We start from the raw sequence: 2,967 nt of genomic DNA, 5'->3' as shown, positions 1-2,967 counted from the left end.
GCCGGTAGCGAGGGTGAGCGCAGCACCGGCGTCCACGACCACGGCGCCCGCCTGCAACGCGGCCGCCAAGGCGTCTGGATGCGTGCGTTCGGCCACCGGCCACACCCACAGCGGGACGGAGCGTCCCAGCAGTTCGGGTAGTTCAGCGGCCGCGAAGAGTGCATCCCCGGCGTTGTTGCCCGGGCCCGCGACCACCAGCACCCCCCACGACTCGCGGCCAACCAACAACTCCGCGACGGTGCGCGCGACGGCATCGGCGGCGCGCCCCATCAGGTCGCCGCCGGGATGGGCGCTGAACCAGTCCGCCTCGGCGGCACGGATCCCGGCTGCGGTGATGATCGGCTCCATGCCCGCACCCTAGCCCGGGGCCTCAGCGCAGGATGGCCGCGTTCAGCCAGTCCTCGTTGACGCCCAGACCCTCAACCAGCTCGATCGCCTGCGAACTCAGGGTGGCGCTCAGATCCAACACCGCCTGGCTGATCGCCTTCGCCCGCGTGCTGTCGATCCGCTCGTGTTCCAGCAACCAGCCCTTGTTCTCCTCCAGCACGGTGAGGGCGTACAGGTCACACACCTGGATCAGGATCGACGCCACGTACGGATCCCCGACGCGGGCGATCGCCGCGGTGAACGCCTCCAACACCACCCGGTCGGTGTGGGCCCGCGCCGCGGCGAGCATGTGCTCCTGGCAGGCGTTGGTGGCGGCGAAGGCGTCCTGGGGGGCGACCTTGCCCGCGGCCCGCATCCGCTTGGCCAGGCTCTCGAGCGTGTGCCGCTCGCGGTCCTCGAACACCGAGACGTGCCAGCCGCGCGCCCGCAGCTGCGCCGCCTCCGGGCGCCGGGCCGCGCTCGCGACCAGGCGGTCGATGAGGGCGCGGCCGGTGGTGCGCTCCAGGACGGTCTCGCCGACCATGCGGGCGGTCGCCTGGGCAGTCCCACGCAGATCCATGTCCCCCCAGGTCTGCGCGTAACCCTGCAGCAGCGATTTGGCGACCAGTTGGAGCAGGACGGTGTTGTCGCCCTCGAAGGTGGCGAACACGTCGGCGTCCTGCCGGATCAAGGTGATGCCGTTCTCGCTGAGGTACCCGGCGCCGCCGCACGCTTCGCGACACTCCTGGATGGTGTCGGTCGCCCACCGGGTCAGCGTCACCTTCATGCCCGCAGCCCGGCTCTCCAACTCGCGGGCGGCCGCCGGGTCGGCGCCCTGGGCATCGGTGACGCGCTGCAGCTGATCCATGAGCTCGTTCATGGCGAAGCCATAGGCGTACGCCTTGGCCAGGTTGGGCAGCAGGCGGCGCTGATGGGTCTGGTAGTCCAGCAGCCGGATCTCCTGGCCGAGGCCGGGCATCCGGAACTGGGTGCGTCGCGCCGCGTACCGGATGGCGATGGACAGCGCCTTGCGTGCCCCGCTGGCGGCCCCGCCACCGACGCAGATCCGGCCCCGGACGAGCGTGCCCAGCATCGTGAAGAACCGGGCGTTCTTGCTGGCGATGGGGGAGACGTAGTTCCCCGCGTCGTCGACCCCGCCGTAGCGGTTGAGCAGCTGCGAGCGCGGGATCCGGACGTGGTCGAAGCCGATCGTCCCATTGTCGACGCCCAGCAGGCCGCCCTTGTGCCCCTGGTCGCCGATCGTGACGCCGGGGGCCGGGGCGTGCTCGTCGGTGCGGATCCGCACGAGGGCGACGTGAACGCCCTGGTTCTCACCGTCGACGATGAGCTGCCCGAAGACGGCGGCCCAGCGGCCGTCCCGGGCCGCGTTGCCGATGTAGGCCTTGTGGGCGGTGGGGGTCGGGGAGTGCACTTCGAACTCGTCGGAGTCGGGCAGGTAGGTGATCGTCGTCTCCAGGCTCTGGACGTCGGAGCCGTGGCCGCGCTCGGTCATCGCGAAGCAGCCGGTCAGGGTCCCCTGCATCGCCCCGGGCAGGAAGGTCTCATGGTGCCATTGGGTGCCCAGGTTGGTGATCGCGCCGCCGAACAGGCCGTGCTGGACTCCGGACTTGATGACGAGGCTGAGATCGCCCATCGCCAGCATCTCGAACTGGGCGACCGACTCTGCCTGGGTGCCGTTGCCACCCTGGGCCGTGGGGAAGCCTGCGACCAGGAACCCGCGGTCGATCAGGGCGAGCAGCTTCTCCAGTGCCCACGCGCGGGCCCGTTCCATCGGCCAGGACGGGTCCCGGACGACGTCGTCGGCGGTGACCGTGTCACGCCAGCGCTGCTTCACGTCGTGGTAGGGGCCATCGAGGGCGCGGCGGAGCGCCTCCCCGGTGGCGGACGGGCGGGCGGCCGGCGGCGTGGTGGTGCTCGGGGCTGACGTGTGGACGGTCGTGGACATGGTTCAGGACTCCTTCGTCGGTTCCATGGGTGTCTGGGCGGTGAATGCCGGGGTGAACAGGTCGCCGATGAAGGCGACGATGTCGGGGCGGGGTCGGCGCAGGTCGGTGAGGATCCAGCGGTCGGCGACGGCCCAGATGAAGCCGACGAGTCCGTGCCCCCAGGTGTTGGCCGGGGAGGGATCGAGCCCCTGGTCGCTGAGCCAACCGGCGATGGTGGCCGATACCTGGTCGCCGATGCGATTGGTGATGCCGAGCACCGGGTCGGGCGAGTCGCCGGGGCGGTTGGTGACGAAGCGGTAGATCTCCCCGTCGGCCTCCACGACGCCCAGGTAGGCGTCGGCGAGCCGCTCGACGAGTTCGCGGGGGGAGCGGCGCTGGTTCCAGACGTCGCTCAGATTGCCCCAGATGAAGGCGTGGACCGACTCCACGACCGCCTCGTAGAGGCCGTTGCGGTCGCCGAAGTGCCGGTAGAAGACGGTCTTGGAGGTGCCCGCCTCGGCGGCGATCTCGTCCATGCCGACGCCGTGTCCGTGCGTGCGCACGGCGCGCAGCGTGGCCTCCACGAGTTCGCGTCGTCGTGTGGCGTTGTGCCGGGCCCACCGCGTCGTGCGGCCGTCCACCGAGAGGGTCATGA

General features: G+C 70.9%; 3 protein-coding genes. All 3 read right to left on the bottom strand.

From position 1 onward, the window contains the following. A partial coding sequence (locus tag V7E09_RS15025) for an NAD(P)H-hydrate epimerase (protein WP_324523659.1) occupies positions 1-348 on the bottom strand: 348 nt, incomplete at its 3' end. A gap of 22 nt (positions 349-370) precedes the next feature. After that, positions 371-2,332, bottom strand: coding sequence for an acyl-CoA dehydrogenase family protein (locus V7E09_RS15020; RefSeq protein ID WP_324510358.1), 1,962 nt, complete (start codon positions 2,330-2,332; stop codon positions 371-373). Positions 2,333-2,335: 3 nt separating this feature from the next. Then, positions 2,336-2,967 (bottom strand): TetR/AcrR family transcriptional regulator (locus V7E09_RS15015; protein ID WP_324510357.1); only part of this gene is annotated, 632 nt, incomplete at its 5' end.

The organism is Propioniciclava sp., assembly GCF_036744435.1.
Classification (GTDB): domain Bacteria; phylum Actinomycetota; class Actinomycetes; order Propionibacteriales; family Propionibacteriaceae; genus Propioniciclava.
This window is presented reverse-complemented; position numbering and strand designations above follow the sequence as displayed.

Bases quoted from the DNA above. Each gene is read 5' to 3' on its own strand.
- V7E09_RS15020 (WP_324510358.1), bottom strand. From the start codon at position 2,332: ATGTCCACGACCGTCCACACGTCAGCCCCGAGCACCACCACGCCGCCG.